Source organism: Flavobacterium gelatinilyticum (genome assembly GCF_027111295.1).
GTDB lineage: Bacteria > Bacteroidota > Bacteroidia > Flavobacteriales > Flavobacteriaceae > Flavobacterium > Flavobacterium gelatinilyticum.
This window is the reverse complement of sequence record NZ_CP114287.1, coordinates 88,860-104,901: the sequence shown is the minus strand read 5'-3', so window position 1 is coordinate 104,901 and position 16,042 is coordinate 88,860. Positions and strand designations below refer to the sequence as shown.

Below are 16,042 nucleotides of genomic sequence, written 5' to 3'. Positions count from 1 at the left end.
TTTGTATTTTAAAAGGTAATTTGAACAGGTTTGGTTTTTAAAGCAATTTTATACGCCCCTCTCACTTTTTCATAAGGCAGTTTAACCTCTTTGTCTATTCGTAAATAAGCGTTTGGCGTATAAGTTGTTTTGCTGTCTAAAGTTACTGTAATTGCGCCGGTTTTGGCATTATAACTCACTTTTTTAAATGTTCCTGCATCCAGCGCCAGCCAGATTTTTTTTGGCGCAATAAATACTTTCGATTTGGCGGCAGTGGTAATTTCTACTTCGACTTCATCTCCTTTTTCTATTACGTTACCGCCAAAAGCCAGCCAGCCGTATTCTTTTTCATTGGTGATGAATGCTGCGGTATTCACGGCATAACCAAAGAAACCGGAACCGTAATCTCCTGACAAATAATCTATTTTCAGCGTTTCCGGATACGAATGAAAAGCAGCAGGACCAAATCCGTCTTCGGTAATATTGGCAATTCCGCCCAATAAACCGCCGTATCCAGCTTTTAGCAGATGGAAATCATCGGGTGTTTTTTTGTATTGTTCCAAAACCGGAATGGCATTCAAAGCCGATCCGTAATGATGAATCTGACGTTCTACTCTCGATAATTTGCCTCCGTAAAGAAAATCCCAGTATCTGCGTGCGTTACCATTATAGGCCCAGTGCGGCATTACGGGTACATAAGCCAGAATAGCGTCAAGGGTTACTTTTGCTTTATCGGCATAGCCAAAATAATCCGACCACATATAAACTTCTTCCTGTCCGGTTGAATCCCAGGGCATTTCACTTCCAAAAGGATAATTCAGGGATCGCCAGTGATCGGCTCTCAGCTTCATTTTGGCTTCCAGATCGTTTGCCATTTCAGTATACCCTTCTCTTTTTAAATCTTTCAAAATCAATAAAAAAACTGTACCCTCCATTTGTCCGAATTGTGCATAATATGGTGCCAGTCTGGTCATAGCGACACTGGTTTCATAGGCATTCTTTAAATACCAGTCCCAGCTGTGATTGGTAACCAGACCTTCATGATAACGTGCCAGACGGTACATTGTCCAGTGTGCGGCGGCAACGTGCGGGTAATTATAAGATCTTCCCGGATCATCAGCGCCTTTTTTATCCCACGCGGCCCATGTTTTATAATTGATGTCTTTACTGTAGGTTCCTTCGGGCATTAGTTTCGGCTCGTAATAAAAAACGCTTTTCTTAACGCCGTATTTTAAAGTATCAGCTGAATTGTACTGAATCCCGCCCCAAAGTGTTTTGTCTACAAATTGTTCCAGTTTTTGTATTTCTTCTTTATCCGGTTCAATTAATTGCTTCATGATCGCGCCAAGCCATCCGCCTGCACCGCCTTCATCGCTTAAACCGGCAATCCAGACACGGCTGTCCTGGCTTACTTGTTTTTTAGTTTCATAATCGTATGAGATTACCGAAGGATTTCGATGAAAAGGATCGTTTTTCTCATTAAACCATTGTGCCGTTGTCGAAAAATGTCCAAAATCTGCCACCGTCTGGGTTTCTGATTTTATGACTTTATAATTAATGGTTTGTTCCAGTCCATCCTCGTACGTTACGGTTAATCGGGCTCTTCCCCATTTTTTCCCTTGTACCGAATACTGAAAATAACCGTTTTTATTTTTTGATTTTTCGGTTACAACCAAAGTGCCTTCGGGTTCTACTTTTAACGATTTCACTGCTTTTTTATATTTCAGAAAAAGCTGTCCGTTTACATCGAGAGGCAAAACATATCCGGGAACACCAACTGCCAAAGGATGTTCATTCTGAATTAAAACTGACTGAATGTCTTTGATCTGGTCGGCAATTACAAACTTCAAAGCAAAACTTTTCGATTCGCCTGCCTGAAGAGTCAGCGATGCAGGCGTATTCCATTGTTCCGCCGTTTTCCATTCCTGTTCGGCATACGCTTTACTAAACGGCATCCATTCGTGGAAACCTTCAAAAACAATACTTCTTGGTGTTTCATCATCCAATAACGGACGATAGGCTTCAAACGGCATATTCTCTTCGGGAAGAAGCAAAAGTGCAGGTCCGTGTCCGCTCAATCTTTTTACTTCGAGATAACCGGCATCTTTACCAATGTACGGATCAAAAAATACGTTTTGCACATGGGTTTCATCTAATGTTTTCCCTTCCAGGATATTATTAAAAATCATCGGAATACCCAATGCTCCAATTTCCAGAGCTGCATTCGTTTTATTTTTTATTTCAAATCTAAGAATCAGGTTTCCGTTCTTTTCTTCATAAAAACGTTTTATGGCTACGGGAATATCCTGTGGTAATGTATTCGAAAGATCAGCTGCTGCCAAAACCATTCCCGATGCATCCAAAGCAGTAACAGCAGCTCGTTTTGCAGCTGTAGAATAACTTTTCCAGCTTCCGTCCGGGGCTTTGATTCGCAGGTTAATATCGCCAAGCTGATACAATCCGTCTTTATCACGAATAGCTAATCGGTCGCCCGGCGTAAAATCGAAACTTTTGTCTGCAGCCGGAGATAAAGACGCAACGGTTTGTGATGCTTTTACTAATTTTAATTCAAAGGCTTTTGTCTTTAGATTTATAAATCCTTTGTCAATTTCGAGTGTTGCTTTTTTCGCTTTTATTTTATCCCAATATTCCTGTGCCTGTAAATTATTTGAAATAATTAAGCAGGAAATCATCAAAACCAGTACTTTTATTTTTTTCATAATTTAAATGTTTTTTTAGTCCGCTGCGCATAATTTCAACACACAGGAAAATTGATTTTGTTAAGCTTAAAAAGGTGTTTCACTCTTTTAAATTCACATAGAAGGACTATGAGAAAATTATATCAGCCCGTTAGGTGTAATTCAAAAATTATATATTTTGATGCGGACTAGACGGATTCGTTATCACGAAGACGCAGATTTTTACTGATTTTTTTAATTTAATATATAAATCAGTTCTATCCGCGTTTTTGCGAAGCAAATCTGTTTTATCCGCGTTACAATTTTTAAATGTTACATAGAAAATACAATTGTACCCAACGGGTTAAAATCTAAATAAAAAGGTATTCAGCAGCCTTTTATTTAAAATCAGTTGAGAATTTCCATGTTGTTTTATAATCTTCGGTTACAGGAAGATCTTCGAGTAAAACTCTTAATAATTCAACAGGCATCATATTTTCTTTTAAAACACGGTCGTGAAATTGTTTTTCTGTCCATCCTTTTGCCAATAATTCATTTCTTAAAGCAAAAAACTGCAAACCGCCTGTCATATACGCGACCTGATATAAAGGCGCGTCACCGCTGGCAAAGGAACGTCTTACTTCGGCTTCTGCATTGGCTTTTTCGTGTCCGACTTCATTTACCAATAAATCAATACATTGCTGCGGCGTCATTTCTCCTAAATGGTATTTAAGCGAAAAGATGATTCGCGCACAACGGTGGATTCTCCAGAATAACATTCCCATTTTCTGTTCCGGTGTCTGCGGAAATTGTTTGTTCCAAAGGATGATTTCCCAGTACAAAGCCCAGCCTTCCATCCAGAACGGAGTGTCAAATGGAGCGCGGTAAGATTTGTGGCGGCTGTTCATGAAAAACTGGAGATTATGCCCCGGAAGTAATTCATGCTGAACAGTTGGGAAAGAAAAATTTGGGTTATTCCCGCGCATGCTCATTAGTTTATCTTTCTGGTCCATATCTTCGGTTGGATATGAAATACTTATTTCCCAGCCTCCTGTAAAAAACGGATTTATTTTTTGACGTTCGGGCGTCATCATAATCATCTGCCAGGTTTCTTTTGTAAGTTCCGGAAGGGTTATCAAATCGCGGTCTTCTATAAATTTTACCGAATGATTGTACAAATCGGTAATAGCCTGAGGCTGTTCTCCTGCCGGAACGTAGGTATCTTTAACGTGTTCAAGAGCGGCTTTCCAGTCGTTTTTGTAACCCAATTCGGCAGAGGCTTTGATCATTTCTTTTTTGCACCACTCAAACTGACTTTGAGCCGCGGCAATTAATTCTTCGGGCGAATACGGAATATATTCGTATGAAAGACTTTTTATAATGGCTTCTCTGCCGATTGGTTTTCCAATAATACCGCTTCCATCGTCTTTTACACTGGTTTTAGCATAATTTGTTTTTAAAAATTCTTCGTACGTTTTAAGCTTTTCAGACAGTTTATGATAGGGTTTTTCCATCCACCACGTAAAATCAGGATCGTAGCTGTAATAGAATTCATAGGCCTCTTTTAAGGCTCTTTGAAAAGATCTAACGGATTTTGATGCTTTATCGGCTGCAAACCAGTCTTTGAAGGGTTTGTTTTTCAGCTGTTCTGTCTTTTTGTCGATGGTAATTTCGGCTGCATCAAATGCTTTTGCCAGCTTATTGGCAACAGGACGTTTTCCTCTTCTTCTTTCCTGAATAAAGAGATTAATTTCAGCTGTAAAATCGAGTACAGAAGCGACTTCTTTATAAGCTTTGTATTCAATCTGCAAAAAGTAATCTTCTTTTGCAATGAGGTTTTTCAGTAAAAGATAATCTACTTTGGCGTCTTTGGATAAATTTTTAAAATCAATTTCCTTTATCTGCCTGGACCAGTCAGCATAAAATTTAGAAAATCGTACATAGTATTCCTCTGATTCCGCATTTGAATAAAAGTTTTGAAGAGCTGTTTTGTCAGACTGATAGGTGTTCACAACATCTGTCAGTTCGCTTGAAAACGAAGGTGTAATCATAAATATAAATAAAAAAAGGCTTAAAATTAAGTTTTTCATGTTTCCGGTTTTATGTTAGTTACCAAGAATTTCATTTTTTATTGCAGATTTCACTAATCTGGGTGAATTATGTTTTGAATAATGGCTGGGTTGAATACTGTGTTTCTAAATTTTATCACTGTTTTAAAGTAACATCCAGATAAACAGAATGACGACCATAAGTCTCATAAAATGGTTTGTACTGCACTCCGTCGATTGTAAATTCCAGTTTTTTAGGATCTCCCTGAATTGATTTACTGATATCTTTTACGTCAAACGTTACTTTACGCCATTCTTTACGAGGTTCCGTTTCCTGTGCGGCTAACAGAACCGGACCGTAAAATAAACTGGCAACGTTCTGCTGATCCATTACGGGTTCTAAATGAAATTCAAACGGCATGCGCAGCTCTATCGTATCGCCGTCTTTCCATTTGCGGTTTAAGGTCAGATAGCTTCCCGGCTCTGCTTTCACCTTTTCTTCTTTACCGTTTATTTTTACAAAAAATCCTTTTGAAGCCCATTGAGGCACACGTACGTTGATGTCAAAATTTCCATTTCCTGTAATGGTCAAACGGGTGAAATCCTGTTTAGGAAAATCTGTTGTCTGTGTAATTGTCATGTTTTTTTCTGTCCATTTTAAAGTTGACGGCACATAAAGATTGACATACAAGGCTTTATTATCGGCACTTTTGAAATAAATAGAGTTTTGAAATTTTGTGTTACTTTCTATTGCTGTTCCGTTGCAGCAGGTAAAACCGGTCATGTGCGGATTCCCGAATTGTTTTACAGAACCGGGTCTTAACGGAACATGATAGGTATTCGCCGGACTGTCCTGCGCTACCGAAGCCAGAATATGATTGTAAAGCCCGCGTTCGTAATAATCCATTAATTCTCCTTTCTGCTCGTATAAAAACAAATCGCCTGTTAATTTCAGCATGTTGTAGGTCGCGCAGGTTTCGTTTTGACCTCCCGATGAAAATCCATTTTCGTAAATCGTGGCGGGCTGACTGATAAAACATTCTGCATTGGCTGGATTTCTGGCTCCTGCCACGCCGCCAATACTGTACATATAATCGTTTACGGTTTTGTACCAAAAGTTATCGGCTACGTGATAATAGTCTGAAGCATCTGAATCGCGGTACATTTCGAGTGCTCCCATAATCTGCGGAATGTGCTGATTGGCATGCAGTCCGCGGAAAGTGTCAACATTTTTTGCCAGTCCGTGCGAATGATTGGCATCACCGTAAAATACTTTGATATTATCAAATAACTGCGCTGTTTCTAAATAATGAGGATCTTTTGTAATTCGGTATAAACGAGCCATCGCTTCGTTCATACCGCCAAACTCTCCTGCTATATATCGGTTCCACATACTGATAAGCGTTTCCTTTGGGAGTTTTTTCATTCGGGCATATACCCAGTCTCCCATTCCTCTGGCTGTGGCAAGTGCTTTTTCGTTGCCGCTTACTTCGTAAATATCCATTAAGCCTGCCATAATTTTATGCAGCGTATAATACGGCGCCCAAATCTGGGTTTTCTGCCCACCGTAAGTAGCGCCTTTTTCAAGCATAATAAACTGATCCGGCGGATAAGCGCTGATAAATCCTTTACCCCAATTCCAGTAATCGGTACGGATTCCTTCCGCACTTAAATCTGAATCATAATCTGTTTTGCCTGGTCCCGGCGGTACTGCCGCAGGATCTGAAACAAATTTTCCTCCAACTTCTTTTGGCTGTCCGGAAAGCTGTGATAAGTCATATAATGTATGAACCAAATACTGCATTTTATCGGCAAAATTGGCTTGCAGCGTTTTATCATACCCTGTACTGGCATACGCCTGAGCAATTGCTGTGAGGTAATGGCCGGTTGCATGTCCGCGTAATTTGGTTTCCTGCGTGTCCCATACACCAAGCGGTTCTGCTTCTTTGGGCTGTTGCTGTCCGAATGCATTGCGGAACATGTAAAGAAACGAATCAGGATCTGTGGCGGCCAATGTGGTGATAAACTTATTGCGGTTTTCGATAAATTTTGTCTGCTGTCCGTCATTATCCTTATTTAATGAAACCTGGTCCAGATTAAAAGCTTCCAGTTTTCGTTTTGGCGCTTTACTGGTTTTGGCTTCTTTTACCGTTATAACTGCTTTTGGTTTTAAATCGGTTCCGGAAACTATTCCGGTTACGGTATATTGTCCTGCTTTAAGCACTTCTTGATTGTCTTTTGGCGAAGGCCAGATCACGCGTACTTCCGGTCCCTGAACACCGTCTCTGTAAACTCCTTTAACATACGACGGGATTCTTGGCAGGTATCCTGCTGTTGTTTCTACTTTTATATCCTGTACGCTGGTTAAATACTGGTTATACAACTGAGGCGTTGTTTTAGCAAATGACGGAAGATCGGCATTTTTCTCTTCCGGCGCTTCTTCTTCTTCTCCGTCTCTAAAGGCGTTATTAAAAATACGGCTGATTTGTTTTTGATTTAAAGAAATTCTGTAAATCCTGAAATCGTGCAATTTAGCGTTGAGATAGGAATCTTCATCAGATATTGATTTCCCAATAAAAAGCTTGTTTTTTTCGACTGATTTACTGTCAAATAATTGTTCCAGATTTAATTCGGCATTCTTTGTTTCCCCTGTTAAAATGCCATTTACATAGGTGCTGACTGTTTTCGACGGAATATTAAATACGACAGCTATATGATTCCATTTGTTTATGGGTAATGCAGGAGAAGCTGTATTGTATTTCGTTCCTTTTGCTCCCGTAATTTCGGTTAGTAAACCCGGTTTGGTCTGAGTTCCTGCCGGCGCCGTAAAAAAATGCGAAGCGGCACTTTTTCCGAAATCAAAAAAATACTGTCCTTTTTGTGCCGAACGAAGGTAAACCCATCCTGTAATACTCAATGATTCTTCGCCTAAAACTCCATCAGCAGGAATAGAAACAAAAGATTTGCTGTCAACAGGCAGCGAAAGTACTTTACCAAACTGATCGTCGTTTACAAATTTCGCCTTTGAGTCTATTTTACCATGCAGATTGTTTCGTGACCAGTCTTTTGCATCACCGTCAAAAACATAACGGGCAATTAATCCGGTTTCCCCGATTCCGTCCAAAATCTGATCTCCGTTTTGTGCCTGTAAAACCGTTGTGCCGAATGTCCAAAAACTGAGTACAGCACAAATAAATAACGTACTTTTTTTCATACCTAAATTATTTCTTTAAGATTTACAAAATCCTTGTTTTATGTTTCCAAGAGTCTTATTTATACACTTCGCTCCATGCAGGAGGTGTAACTCCTAATAGATGCTGTACAAAATAATCCCTTCTTTTTCGTTCTCCGTAATCGCCTCCGGCAGAGTGCCCCATTCCGGGAACAATTACCAGTTCAAAATTTTTATTGGCTTTTATTAAAGCATTGGCAAATTGCATGGTCGATGCGGGATCTACATTATCATCAAGTTCTCCTAGAATTAACATCAGATTACCTTTTAATTGTGAAGCATTTGCTGTATTAGAACAAGCTTCATATTCAGGTCCTATCGGGTAGCCCATCCATTGTTCGTTCCACCACATTTTATCCATTCTGTTATCGTGGCATCCACAGGAAGAAACAGCCACGTCATAAAAATCAGAATTGAAAACTAGGGCTGCTCCTGCATTTTGTCCGCCTGCCGATGTTCCGTGAATGCCGACTTTTTCGCTGTTCATGTATGGATATTTGGCGGCCGCAGCTTTGATCCAAAGTTTTCTGTCGGGGAATCCGCCGTCTTTTAAGTTTTTCCAGCACACATCATGAAAGGCTTTTGATCGGTTTGAAGTTCCCATTCCGTCAATCTGGACTACGATAAATCCTAATTCTGCCAGAGAAGACATCGCCCAATAATACGGCTGAAAGTTTTTGGGAACAAATGAATCCTGCGGACCGGCGTAAATGTATTCTATTACAGGATATTTACGATTAGGATCAAAAGTAGTCGGACGCACAATAACGCCCCAAATATCGGTTTTACCGTCTCTACCTTTTGCCGTAAAAACTTCTGGTGCTGTCCAGCCTGTTTTCTGTAATTCAGAAATATCAGCCTGCTGTAACGGAATAATCGTTTTTTGAGTTTCGGTGCTTTTTAAAACAGTTATCGGAGCCATATCTACCCGCGAATACTGATCGACATAATATTTATAATCCGGTGAAAAAGTAACTTTGTGATTTCCGTTTTCGGTGGTTAATCTTTTAAAGTTTTTTCCGTTGAAATCAATTCGGCAGAAGTGAATCAGGTACGGATCCTGATCATTGTCTAAACCACTGGCTGTAAAATAAATCTGTTTATTTTCTTCATCAACTTTAATAACCTGTCGAACAGGCCAGTTACCTTTTGTTATTTGATTCTTTACTTTTCCTGTTACAGCATCGTATAAATACAAATGATTCCAGCCGTCACGTTCCGAAGCCCAGATTATTTCATTGCTTTTTTTGATAGTATGTCGAAATCTTTTACCGCTGTATTCTACAAAAGTCGGACTTGTTTCTTCAATAATTACTTTAACTTTTCCTGTCGCGGCATTTACTTCTAAAACACGATACACCTGATGCCCTCTCTGATTGTATTCAAAGGTAAAACTGCTGCTGTCATCTTTCCATTCTATTTCCGAAAGATCGTATTGCTGCTGAAATAAGTCGGCTGCAATTGCCAGTTGTTTTTTCGAAGTTACATCAAACAACTGCGGACTTTTAAATGGCAGCTGATCACCGGGTTTTAAATATTCTCTTGTTTGTAATTTTGGCTGAAACTGATCTGTTGGACTTGATTCTACAAAATAGATTTTATGTTCTTCTCCAGGACGTACTTTGTAGGCCATGATTTTTTTGCTGTCAGGCGACCAAAGCATATAAGACGAGTAATAAAATCCTTTTGAGCCATCGTAACTCAACTGGGTTTCTGTTTTTGTTTTTTTATCTTTTATGTATAAATTATAATTTTTGATAAAGGCTGTATACAAAGAATCAGGAGATCCTATAGGTTTATTGCCAAGTTCATCAAAACTGCCGCCCCAATAATCCCTCTTTTTCAGTGGATTTTTATAGTCTCCTATTTTGGTTAATTCATATGTTTTTAAATTACACGAAAGCTTAAGGCTGTCGGTTGTAAAAGTCAGATTCAAAAGTGTTTTATCAAATTCCAGATTCTGAATTGGGAGTTCTTTTGCTTTTACTTCTTTTTTTAAAAATCCTGATAGTGACTGTGCCAGTAAATTATGATCAAAAGCTTGTGACTGCTTCTGTTGTTTGACATCTGACAGAAGATATTCTTTCCCCTTAAAAACGTTGTTGGTATACCACATATAATCGTTCCCAATCCAATGAAAGGTGTCAGGATTATTTACTACCTTGTTTTTAAACAAAGAATCTACTGCGTTTGCTTTTTTATACTCTTTCAGTGTGCCCTGCGAATAGCCTGACATACAGCACGAAAGTGTTAAAATTACACTTATTTTTTGGATAGTTGTTCTCATAATTTTCATATTCATAAAAATATATAATATTTCCTGAGTAAAATGGGATAATATTAACACATAGTAATACAATATTACCCATCAGAATAAAAAATGCGAAGGTTTCAGTTATTAAAATCCTATTGTTGCTATTAAAGCTGCATTTTCACTTTTTGAAGATGATGATTTTATTTTTTTCGTTCAATTGCATAGTACACCGGAATTCCAATAAGCATAATTAAAACGCCCCATCCGCAGGTTGAGAATTTAGCAAACAGTAAGGATATGCAGACCGCTGTGGCAATTATAATATACAATACCGGCAGAAAAGGATAACCAACTGCTTTGTAAGGACGTACAGCATTGGGCATTTTTTTTCGAAGAATGATGATGCCGCAAATGGTCAGAATGTAGAAAATAAGAACGATGATAATTACAAAGTCTAACAAATCACCGTATTTTCCTGTCAGACAAAGTACAGAAGCCCATAAACACTGTGCCCAAAGCGCCCATTCCGGAACGCTGGCATGATTGAGTTTTGCTGCTTTTTTAAAGAAAAGACCATCGTTTGCCATTGTATAATAAACCCTCGCTCCTGCCATAATTAAACCGTTGTTACAGGCAAATGTCGAAATCATAATCATAAGGGCGATGATCAGGGTTCCGATGTCGCCAAAGATATACTGAGAAGCCACAACGGCAACGCGGTCTGACTTTGCAGCGGCGATTTCGTTAAGCGGAATCACGGCAACATACATTACGTTTGTCAAAACATAAATTACGGTTACAATAAAAGTTCCCAGGAACATACTCAAACCTACATTGCGTTTTGGATTTTTAATTTCTCCTGCAATAAAAGTAACGCCTGTCCAGGAATCGCTGGAAAATAAAGTTCCAACCATAGCGGCCGAAATTCCTGTAATCAGGGCTGTTCCTCCTATTGGAAACCATGAACCTGTTTCGGTATTAAAAGCACGGGGTGTCCAGGCATCGGTCCAGTTGGCATTCCAAACCGAAGCTTTAGCTGCCAGTGTAAATCCGAAAATAATCAATCCCGAAATAGACAGGATTTTAATGATGGTTAAGATCGTTTGCAGTGTCTTACTGTTTTTTACGCCGCGTGTATTCAGATAGGTAAGAAAGGTGATGGTTACAATAGAAACAAGCTGTGCTACATTGAGTTTAAAGCTTCCTATTTCGTACAGTATGTTTTCGTCGCTGACCGCCGGAATCAAATAGGCAGCAAATTTTGAAAATGCTACCCCAACTGCCGCAATAGTTCCGGTTTGAATTACGGCAAAAAAGCTCCATCCGTATAAAAAGGCAATAAGTTTATTATATGCTTCTTTTAAATATACATATTGCCCTCCTGCATTAGGAAACATGGCACTTAATTCACCATAACTTACGGCAGCTATCATGGTAATAATTCCCGAAAGCAGCCATATTGCAATCAGCCATCCCGTAGAACCAACCTGTCTGGCGATATCGGCGCTTACAATAAATATTCCGGATCCTATCATCGATCCTACGACGAGCATAGTGCCGTCTAGTAATCCGAGTTCTTTTTTAAATTCTTCCTGGTTGTTTTCTGTCATTTTGTGGCTTGTTTGGTTGTTTTTTGGTTATTTTTTGATCAGATTACAAAAGAATAATTGAAATTCGAAATTGGTTTGTCTTTTGAATTTCGTTGTGAGTCAGCGTATTATTTCATTTGTAATTAATTATTTTGATATTGTTGATATTAGTTCCGATGGAACAATTTTGAACGAGGTATTTGCTTTTTACGGGTAGTCCGCTAATATTTGGTCCTAATTAATTCGTGATGAATTAATCCGTATTTCAAACCCAATCATATAAATTCGTGAATTCGCGGCTAACCCATCAAAAACAAAAAATTCAGCTTCACTTAAAATTAAAATGAAGCTGAATTTCTAGAATTGAAACATTTCAGTTTTTACCGAAGTTGGTTTTTCAGAAATAATCTCGGATACTATTTTTCCGGTTGCCGGAGCCAGACTTAATCCCATCATGGCATGTCCTGTAACCAAAGTCAGGTTTTTAAGTTTTTTGTCCCGCGCAATTATAGGCATTCCAGAAGGCGTACAAGGCCTGAAACCGTACCAAATGTCTTTTTCTTCCGGCATTTCTATTTTTAATTCCGGATAAAAATCGTTAATTGAATTTACAATTCCCTGTACTCTGTTCTGGTTTATTTTTGTGTCGTTTGTATGCGTAATCTCCATGGTGCCTCCAAAACGGATATCACGGTTCATAGGAGTTACTGCCACTTTTCCTTCGCACAAAATAGACGGAATCGAAGGTTTGTGATCCTGGTCTTTTAAGGTAAAGCTATATCCTTTTCCGGGCAGAATCGAAATATTAATATTTAATTTTCCGGCTATTTCAGGGCTCCATGATCCTGCAGCCAGAACAACCTCATCTGTGGTAAAAGAACCTTTGTCGGTTACAATTTCGGCAACGGCATTGTTTTTTAGAACAAAATTGGTTACAGTAGTATGTGAATAGATTTTTACATCGAGTTTCTGCAGCTCTTCTTTTATAAACTGCATAAATTTCTGCGGATACACATGTGCATCACTTTTGTAATGAACGCCTCCTATTACATTTGTTGCGGTGCCTTTTTCTAAGTTTGAAACTTCTTCTTTTGAGAGAAAATCGACTTTTAAACCCAGCTCTTCTGCCAGTTTTCCTTCGTGATGAATTTCTTCACCTGTTTTATCTGTTTTATAAAGCATCAGCAGGCCTTTTTCTTCATAGAAAAATGAACTGCTTTCTCTGGCAAAATCCTGATAAAGTTCTTTGCTCAAAAGAGATAAATCGCAAAGAGCCGGCATTGCTTTCTGGACATGGCTTAAATTGGCATGTTTATAAAACTGCATTCCCCATTTCATTAAAGTGGTGTTTAATCTGGGTTTTACATAAAACGGACTCTGGCTGTTAAACATCCATTTTATACCCTGAGCAATCATACCAGGCTGTGCAAGCGGGATAATGTGCGAGGGAACAATCATTCCGGCGTTTCCGTACGAACAGCCGTCATTCATATCTGATTTATCAAAAACAACTACTTCATAACCTTCTTTAGCTAAATAATAGGCCGAAGTTAACCCTATTATACCGCCGCCAATTATACTTACTTTTTTCATTATTATTATAATTTTTAAAATTACCGGCTGGAATATTTCTGTAAACCAATGAATTCGTGATTCTGTATTTTTTCTTTAAATAACCTGAAAGCCATATGCATACGGATCATCATCTTCGTCAATAATGATGGTATTGTAGCCGTATACTTTTGCCCAGCCCTGAATACTCGGAACGATTGCTTTTATGTCTCCAATAGAAGTTTCTTCTTCTACCCTTCCAATAAATTTACTTCCTATGAAACTTTCGTGAATGAAGTCTTCTCCTTTTTTGAGTTTTCCTTTGGCATGAAGCTGTGCAATTCTCGCCGAGGTTCCGGTACCGCAAGGTGATCTGTCTATTGCTTTATCGCCGTAAAAAACAGCATTTCTTCCTGATGAAGCAGGATCGAGCGGATCGCCTGTCCAGAGCATGTGGCTTACATCTCTGATCGTATCATTTTCCGGATGGATAAATAAATTTGGATATTTCTCGTTGATGCGTTTGCGGACTTCCTGGCTGTACTGGACGATTTTTCCGGCTGTAAAATCCTGAATACCGGAAAAGTTTTGCTGTGGATCGACTATCGCATAATAATTTCCTCCGTATGCCACATCAAACACAATTTCTCCCAGTTCCGGACATTCAACGGTAAGACTTTCTGCTGCCAGATAGGATTTTACATTGGTAAGGCGCACCCAGTCTACCTTTTTTCCTGTCTGCTGATATTCAATTTTAACCAAACCGGCAGGGGCTTCCATTTTTATTTTTCCCGGAGTTTTAGGTACTACCAAACCTTCTTCTATTGCAATTGTTATGGTTCCGATGGTTCCGTGGCCGCACATAGGCAGACAGCCCGAAGTTTCGATAAACAGAATTCCAAAATCATTTTCGGGATCGTTTGGCGGATATAAAATACTGCCACTCATCATATCATGGCCTCTGGGTTCGAACATCAGGCCTTTTCGGATCCAGTCGTACTCGCTTAAAAAATGCTGGCGTTTTTCGCTCATATTGTTTCCAGCTAAATTGGGTCCGCCTCCGGCAACTACCCGCACCGGATTGCCGCAGGTATGGGCATCAACGCAAAAAAAGGTTTTTCTTGGCATAAACTAAATAGGATTTTTGGTTAATATGTCGTTTACTGTTCTGTTTATCTGCAGCGGATTTGAATCTTGTAACGCAGCCGGAAGCAGGTCATTTGGCCAGTCCTGAAAAGTAACGGGACGAACCCATCTTTTTACAGCTGTTATACCTACCGATGTAAATTTACTGTCTGAACTGGCAGGAAACGGTCCGCCGTGCGTCATGCCCGAGCATACCTCAACGCCTGTAGGGACATTGTTGTAAATCAATCTTCCTACTTTGTTTTTCAGATTTTCGATTACTTCTTTAAAAGCTTCATACTCTGTTAAATCAGTACTCAAAACGGTTCCTGTAAGCTGTCCTTCCAGATCCAGAATAATTTCATTAAGCTGTTTGATATCATCGCATTTGACTACAACAGAAAAAGGTCCGAAAACTTCCTTGTGAAAAGTTCTGTTTTTTAAAAAAGTATCGCCGTTTACCGTTATAATACTCTGCTGTGCATAATTAGGTTTTGTCTCTTTCTCTACGGCTGTGTTTTTCGTAAATCCCTCCTGTCCAAGAACTTCTGCTTTGAGACTTTCGTACTGATTTTTAATAGACGGGTGCAGCATGCAGGCTGGCTCTATTTTATCGGTCTCTAAAGCTAAAATAGTAATAAAATTCTCTAATTCCGCACTGTTTATTCCTAAAATAAGTCCCGGATTGGTACAAAATTGTCCTGTACCAGCTGTGATCGATACGGCGTAATTTTTAGCCCATTTTTCGGGTTCATTCTGTAAAACCGATGGTAAAATAAGTACGGGATTAATACTTCCCATTTCGGCATAAACGGGAATGGGAACGGGTCTGTTTGCGGCAATTTTACAAAGTGCTGTACCGCCTTTTATGCTGCCGGTAAAACCAATTGCTTTGACTGACGGATGCTCTGCCAATATTTTTCCAACTACAGTGTCTTTACTGTTTAGGTTAGAAAAAACACCGTTGGGCATTCCGGTTCTTTTGGCAGCCTTGATAATGGCAGAAGCAGCTAATTCTCCTGTTCCGGCATGAAGCGGATGCGATTTTACAATAACAGGACATCCTGCAGCAAGGGCGCTTGCAGTATCTCCTCCGGCTGTTGAAAAAGCAAGAGGGAAATTACTGGCGCCAAATACAACAACTGGTCCCAGCGGAATCTGGAATCTTCTGATATCCGGTTTGCCTTCGGTTTTGTTGATGATCGCTTCTACCCAGGAGCCTTCTCGCAGCATTGCGGCAAAGGCTCTTAATTGTCCGGTTGTACGGGCTTGCTCGCCGTTTGCCCTTCCGGCAGGAAGACCTGATTCCTGCATGTAGGTTTTAATCAGGTCTTCGCCCAGGGATTCTATTTCTTCTGCAATAGCTTCTAAGAATTCGGCTTTTTTTACATCTGAAACAGAACCGTAAATTTTGAAGGCTTCTTCTGCCAGCGTTACAGCTTGGGAAATCTCTTCTTCCGAAGCTTCATTAAAAACAGTTTCATTTTCCAGATTCAGTTCCGGGTTAATGGTTCTGAATGTGTTTGTACCTTTTGCGGAAAGGGATTCTCCAATATAATTTTTTCCTGTAGTCATCGCTTTCTTCT

General features: G+C 39.4%; 8 protein-coding genes. All 8 read right to left on the bottom strand.

Going from position 1 to position 16,042, the window contains the following annotated elements:
- Positions 1 to 8: 8 nt before the first annotated feature.
- A complete protein-coding gene (locus OZP11_RS00355; protein WP_281233259.1) occupies positions 9 to 2,699 on the bottom strand; it encodes a DUF5695 domain-containing protein in 2,691 nt (896 codons plus the stop codon).
- Between the two features lie 356 nt (positions 2,700 to 3,055).
- Entirely contained in the window at positions 3,056 to 4,747 is a 1,692-nt protein-coding gene (locus OZP11_RS00350; protein ID WP_281233258.1) for a DUF885 family protein, read from the bottom strand.
- A gap of 115 nt (positions 4,748 to 4,862) precedes the next feature.
- Positions 4,863 to 7,919 (bottom strand): beta-L-arabinofuranosidase domain-containing protein, encoded by a 3,057-nt coding sequence (locus OZP11_RS00345; protein ID WP_281233257.1) that lies wholly within the window; start codon positions 7,917 to 7,919, stop codon positions 4,863 to 4,865.
- Positions 7,920 to 7,974: 55 nt separating this feature from the next.
- On the bottom strand, positions 7,975 to 10,224 hold the full coding sequence (locus OZP11_RS00340) for a S9 family peptidase (protein WP_281233256.1): 2,250 nt from the start codon (positions 10,222 to 10,224) through the stop codon (positions 7,975 to 7,977).
- 167 nt (positions 10,225 to 10,391) lie between these two features.
- Positions 10,392 to 11,801, bottom strand: coding sequence for an APC family permease (locus OZP11_RS00335; RefSeq protein ID WP_281233255.1), 1,410 nt, complete (start codon positions 11,799 to 11,801; stop codon positions 10,392 to 10,394).
- A gap of 336 nt (positions 11,802 to 12,137) precedes the next feature.
- Complete coding sequence (locus OZP11_RS00330) at positions 12,138 to 13,373, bottom strand: NAD(P)/FAD-dependent oxidoreductase (RefSeq protein ID WP_281233254.1); 1,236 nt, start codon at positions 13,371 to 13,373, stop codon at positions 12,138 to 12,140.
- Between the two features lie 75 nt (positions 13,374 to 13,448).
- Positions 13,449 to 14,459 (bottom strand): 4-hydroxyproline epimerase, encoded by a 1,011-nt coding sequence (locus tag OZP11_RS00325; protein WP_281233253.1) that lies wholly within the window; start codon positions 14,457 to 14,459, stop codon positions 13,449 to 13,451.
- Between the two features lie 3 nt (positions 14,460 to 14,462).
- Positions 14,463 to 16,031, bottom strand: coding sequence for an aldehyde dehydrogenase (NADP(+)) (locus tag OZP11_RS00320; RefSeq protein ID WP_281233252.1), 1,569 nt, complete (start codon positions 16,029 to 16,031; stop codon positions 14,463 to 14,465).
- Positions 16,032 to 16,042 lie beyond the last annotated feature (11 nt).